This window comes from Actinomycetota bacterium (genome assembly GCA_036280995.1).
Classification (GTDB): Bacteria; Actinomycetota; CALGFH01; order CALGFH01; family CALGFH01; genus CALGFH01.
In genome coordinates this window covers 1-5,186 of the sequence record DASUPQ010000432.1, presented here as the reverse complement: position 1 = coordinate 5,186, position 5,186 = coordinate 1, and the positions used below count along the sequence as shown (strand labels likewise).

Annotated in this window: 6 protein-coding genes; 5 read left to right on the top strand and 1 reads right to left on the bottom strand. The window is 72.2% G+C overall.

The genetic code is table 11. The annotated features are described in order from the left end of the window. Positions 1-195: 195 nt before the first annotated feature. The 5 genes from VF468_14425 (at position 196) to VF468_14405 (ending at position 4,293) form a co-directional block, all read left to right on the top strand. Positions 196-1,524 (top strand): beta-propeller fold lactonase family protein, encoded by a 1,329-nt coding sequence (locus tag VF468_14425; protein HEX5879489.1) that lies wholly within the window; start codon positions 196-198, stop codon positions 1,522-1,524. 65 nt (positions 1,525-1,589) lie between these two features. Continuing rightward, positions 1,590-2,243: a sigma-70 family RNA polymerase sigma factor gene (locus VF468_14420; protein HEX5879488.1), complete on the top strand. Its 654-nt coding sequence runs from the start codon at positions 1,590-1,592 to the stop codon at positions 2,241-2,243. Next, positions 2,236-2,487 (top strand): zf-HC2 domain-containing protein, encoded by a 252-nt coding sequence (locus tag VF468_14415; protein ID HEX5879487.1) that lies wholly within the window; start codon positions 2,236-2,238, stop codon positions 2,485-2,487. The genes VF468_14420 and VF468_14415 overlap by 8 nt, the downstream gene beginning before the upstream one ends. Continuing rightward, complete coding sequence (locus VF468_14410; protein ID HEX5879486.1) at positions 2,484-3,011, top strand: hypothetical protein; 528 nt, start codon at positions 2,484-2,486, stop codon at positions 3,009-3,011. Before VF468_14415 ends, VF468_14410 begins: the two co-directional genes overlap by 4 nt. A 61-nt stretch (positions 3,012-3,072) precedes the next feature. Continuing rightward, complete coding sequence (locus VF468_14405; GenBank protein HEX5879485.1) at positions 3,073-4,293, top strand: cation:proton antiporter; 1,221 nt, start codon at positions 3,073-3,075, stop codon at positions 4,291-4,293. Between the two features lie 31 nt (positions 4,294-4,324). On the opposite strand, the gene VF468_14400 is transcribed toward VF468_14405, so the two are convergent. Continuing rightward, positions 4,325-5,041 carry a flavodoxin family protein gene (locus tag VF468_14400; GenBank protein ID HEX5879484.1) on the bottom strand — a complete coding sequence of 239 codons (717 nt, stop codon included), beginning with the start codon at positions 5,039-5,041 and terminating at the stop codon, positions 4,325-4,327. Between the last annotated feature and the right edge of the window lie 145 nt (positions 5,042-5,186).

Genomic DNA, 5,186 nt, shown 5'->3' with positions numbered 1-5,186 from the left:
CGGGCCCGCCTGGACGGCGAGCTCGAGGTGCAGGCCATGGCCCAGCGCGGCTGGCTCACCGCGCCCGGCGGCGGACCGCTCGGGCCGAGCGGACTGATCTCCAACTGCCCGCTGATCCTGCACTACTGAGCCATAGCCCCACCCTCACCCCACCCCGCGGGCCCGCGATCCAGCGGGCCGGAAGGAGACATCGCCATGCCCACGTTCATCCCCGTCCTGGCCGCGCTGGCCGCCGGCGCACTCGCAGCTACGCTGACCCATCCCAGTCCCGCGGCGGCCGAGCCGCCGCCGAGCAGAGGCGCCGCCGGTGCGGTGTTCGTCGCCACCAACCACAACAACACCACCGACCCGACCGAACCGGCCAACCAGGTCGCCTACTACCGGCGGGCGGCCGACGGCACGCTGACCCTGACGGGCCGCTACGACACCGGCGGCCAAGGGTCCGGACCGAGCCAGCGCTTCGCCGGCGACGGGCTCGGCTCGGGCGGCTCGGTGACGCTCAGCGGCGACCACAAGTGGCTGCTGGTCACCAACGCCGGCAGCGACACGGTGTCGGTGTTCCGGGTCCGCCGGGACTCGCTGCGGCTCACCGATGTCGAGCCCACCGGCGACTCCTCGCCGGGCCACCGCTTCCCCAACAGCGTCACCATCGACGGCAACATGGTGTACGTGCTGAACGCCGGCGACGACGCGAGCATCACCGGGTTCCGGCTCAGCGGGACAGGCCGCCTGAGGCCGATCCCCGGGTCGACCCGCGAGCTGGACGCCAACCAGCCACGGTTCGCGCCCGACCCGCTGTCCGACCCGGCGCAGGTGGCGTTCACCCCTGACGGATCACAGCTGGTGGTGTCGATCAAGGACGGGCCGGCCGCCGGGTTCGTGCCCGGCTTCACCCCGACCGGCCCCGGTCGGGTGCTGGTCTTCGGCATGCGCGGCCGGGTCCCGTCGGCCGGGTACACCCGCACCGACTTCGACAACCGCGGCCCGTTCGGCTTCTCCTTCGATGACGCCGGGAACCTGGTGATCGCCCAGTTCGTCGGCGGCGGGCTGGAGACCGTCGGCGGCCGGGAGGAGCTGACCGGTGCGGTCGGCAGCTACCGGATCAACGACAACGGCACGCTGACCCCGCTGACCGGGTTCGCCGGCGACCACCAGGTCGACACCTGCTGGGTGGTGAACAACGGCCGGTACGCGTTCGGGTCCAACTACACCTCGGGCACCATCTCCAGCTTCCGCATCGCAGCCGACGGCACGCTGTCCCTGCTGGACCCGGTCGCGGCCAGCACCGACCACCCGGGCAACACCCAGGGCTCCACCCCGCTCGACCTGGGCATCAGCCCCGACGGTCGGTTCCTGTACCTGGTCGAGCCCGGGGCCGGCAAGGTCGGGGCCTGGCGGATCGGCCCGGACGGCGCCCTGACCAGGCTGGGTGAGTACGACGGGCTCCCCCGCACCGTGGACGGCGACCATGCGCCGGTCGACTTCGGGGCCGGCGGCAGCCCGGCCGGCATCGCCGTGCTGTGACCGCGTTCGCGGCGAGCACGGTCCGTCGGCCCAGTAGTAGTAGTCGGCCCGGTAGTCTCGGCCGCGTGCCGACCCCGGACAGCGACCACGTCATGCTGGCGCCGGACGACGAGGCGCTGCTGCTGGACCGGCTGCGAGCCGGCGACGAGGACGCGTTCGAGGCGCTGGTGGCCAGGCACAGCTCCGCGATGCTCGCCGCGGCGCGGATGTATGTGAAGACCGACGCGGCGGCCGAGGACGTCGTCCAGGACGCCTGGCTCGGTGTCCTCAAGGGGCTGGCCCGCTTCGAGGCGCGTTCCTCGTTGAAGACATGGATAATCCGAATCGTGGTCAACATCGCCCGCACCCGCGGCGCCAGGGAGGCGCGGAGCGTGCCGTTCTCCTCCCTGGCGACCGGCGCCGACGAGGCGGCGGTCGCCCCGGACCGGTTCCGCCCGCCCGGCGGCGCCTTCCCCGGTCACTGGAACAGCTACCCCCGCGACTGGCGCTCGCTGCCCGAGGACAGCCTCGTGCAGCTGGAGACCACCCGGGCCGTACTGCGTGAGATCGGGCGGCTGCCGGGGGCACAGCAGGCGGTGATCCGGCTGCGCGACGTGGAGGGCTGGACCGCCGCCGAGGTGTGCGCCGCCCTAGATCTGACCGACGGCAACCAGCGGGTGCTGCTGCACCGTGCCCGGTCACGCGTCCGCGGCGCGCTGGAGAGGCACTTCGATGGCTGAGCACGCGGAGCACATCACCTGCCAGGAGGTGGTCGAGCTGGTCACCGACTACCTCGAGGGTGGGCTGCCGGCAGCGGAGGTGTCGCTGTTCGAGCAGCACATCCTGTTCTGCGAGGGGTGCCGGACCTACCTGGAGCAGATGCGGCTGACCGTCTCGACGGTCGGGCGACTCGACACCGGGGATGTTCCCGACCAGCTGCGGGACCGGTTGCTGTCGGCGTTCCGGGACTGGAAGCGACCGTGATCGGTTACAAGTTCCTCCGCGCCGACGCCACCAGCTGCTTCACCGGCTTCCGGTGGCCGCTGCCCGGACACGACTCGGCCCGCCGCGACTCGCCCGGCGCGTGGGTCGAGGCCACGGCCGAGCCGTGCCGGAGCGGGGTACACGCCTGCCGCCCGGCGGACCTGCCGTTCTGGCTCGGCGAGGTCTTGTACGAGATCGAGCTCGACGGCGACATCGTCGCCGCGCCGGCCAAGCTGGTCGCCTCACGTGGCCGGCTGCTGCGGCGGCTCACCGCATGGGACGGCGGTCTCCGCGACGCGTTCACCCGTGACTGCGCCGACCGTGCCCACCAACTGGCGGCCACCACGTCCCCGCCCTTGACCGGCTGGGACGCCGTGGTCGAGCCATCGATCGCCGAGGGCCCGGCGCTGCTCGGGTTCGTCGCGGCCCGGATCAGCGAACAGGCCCACGGCCCCCAGGGCTACCGCCTCGAGCGGGCGCGGCAGGCGGACTGGCTGATCGAGCACCTCGGCCTGGCCGGATGACCAGGCAGCGGTCACGCACTGTGGGGTGAAACGTCTGGGCGTGCGCCAAGACTGAACCGGTATGCCTGATGTCTCCTTCGAGAGCCTGCTCATCGTCTGCGTGCTCGCCGTACTCGCCCCGCTGGTGGTCGGGTTCGTGCCGCGGCTGCGGGTCCCGGCCGTCGTGCTGGAGATCCTGGCCGGCATCCTGGTCGGGCCGTCGGTGCTGGGGTGGGTGCGGGTCGACCTGCCGCTGCAGATCCTGGCGCTGCTCGGGCTGGCGTTCCTGCTCTTCCTGGCCGGCCTGGAGATCGACCTGCACCGGTTGCGCGGGCGGGTCCTCACCGCAGCGGTGCTGGGATACCTGGTGACGCTGGCGCTGGGGGCGGGTGCCGGTGCGGCCTTCGCCGCCGCCGGCTGGGTGCAGCAGCCGCTGCTGCTGGCGATCGCGGTGTCCGCGACCTCGCTGGGCCTGGTCGTCCCGGTGCTCAAGGACGCCGGCCAGGCGACCAGCGGTGTCGGACAGAGCGTGATCGCCGCGGCCACCGTCGCCGACTTCGCCGCGATCGTGCTGCTGTCGCTGCTGTTCTCCTCCGCCGCCGGTAGCACCGGGTCCCGGCTGGTGCTGCTCGCCGCCTTCGCCGCCCTGGTGCTCGCCACCGCGGTCGCGGGTATGGCCGCCGGCCACTGGCGGCGGCTCGGCGAGGTGCTGGTCCGGTTGCAGGACACCACCGCCGAGATCCGGGTCCGGTTCGCCGTGGTGCTGCTGGTGGCCTTCACCGTGCTCGCCGAACACTTCGGGCTGGAGAGCATCCTGGGCGCGTTCCTGGCCGGTGCGCTGGTCGGGCTGCTGGACCGAGACTCCGCCTCCCACCCGCACTTTCGCACCAAGCTGGAGGCGATCGGGTTCGGGTTCCTGATCCCGGTGTTCTTCGTGACCAGCGGGATCCGGCTGGACCTGACCGGCCTGGTGCACGACCCCGCGGCGCTGCTGCGGGTCCCGCTGCTGCTGCTCACCCTGCTGCTGGTCCGCGGCGTCCCGGCCCTGCTCACCCTGCGCTCCCACGGCCCGCGGCCCACCCTGGCGGCCGCCCTGCTGCAGGCCACCTCGCTGCCGTTCCTGGTCACCGCCGCGCAGATCGGCATCGAGCTGGGCGTGGTCGCTCCGGTCACCGGGGCGGCCCTGGTGCTGGCCGGTCTGGTCTCGGTGCTGGTGTTCCCGGTGGTCGCGCTCGGGCTGCTCGGCCCGGCATCCGCGACACCGGCCAGGCCGCCCGTCCGGTCAGCCGTCACCACCGGCTGAGATGCCCGGCAGCTGAGAAGCCCGGTCCCGGTTACCGGTGTTCGGGGTTCTCGAAGTCGAACCGGCACCCGGCGTCCCACTCCGAGCGCTGGTTGCCGTGCGCGGGGATCCCGCCGGCGTCCCTGAGCATCCGGGCCAGGTGGATCAGGTTCCACGTCATGAACGTCGTGTTGCGATTGGTGAAGTCGTTCTCCGGCCCGCCTGATCCCTCGTCCAGGTACGACGGGCCGGGCCCCGCCTCACCGATCCAGCCCGCGTCGGCCTGCGGCGGGATGGTGTAGCCGAGATGCTGCAGGCTGTACAGGATGTTCATCGCGCAGTGCTTCACGCCGTCCTCGTTGCCGGTGATCAGCGCGCCGCCCACCCGCCCGTAGAACGCGTACTGGCCGGCGTCGTTGAGCAGGCTGGAGCAGGCGTAGAGCCGCTCGATCACCTGCTTGGTCACCGAGCCGTTGTCGCCAAGCCAGATCGGCCCGGCGATCACCAGGATGTCCGCGGCCATCACCTGCTGGTAGATGCCCGGCCACGCGTCGCTGTCCCACCCGTGCTCGGTCATGTCCGGCCATACGCCGGTCGCGATGTCGTGGTCCACCGCGCGGATCACCTCCACCGCGACACCGTTGCGGGTCATGATGTTCGCGCTCCGGTCCACCAGCCCCTGGGTGTGGCTGCGCTCGGGGGATCGCTTCAGCGTGCAGTTGATGAACAGCGCCCGAAGATCGTCGTACACGGCGGGTGCGGTGGTCACGGGGTTCCTCCAGGTCTCGAAGTCTCGCCGTCCGGCCGCATGGCGTGCCGGGCAGCCGGGCAACGGTTACTGCTTGTCCAGTGCACGAAACCACCCTGGCCGTTACACCACCCGGGTGGCGGCGTCGATCCGTGCCGCACGCCCG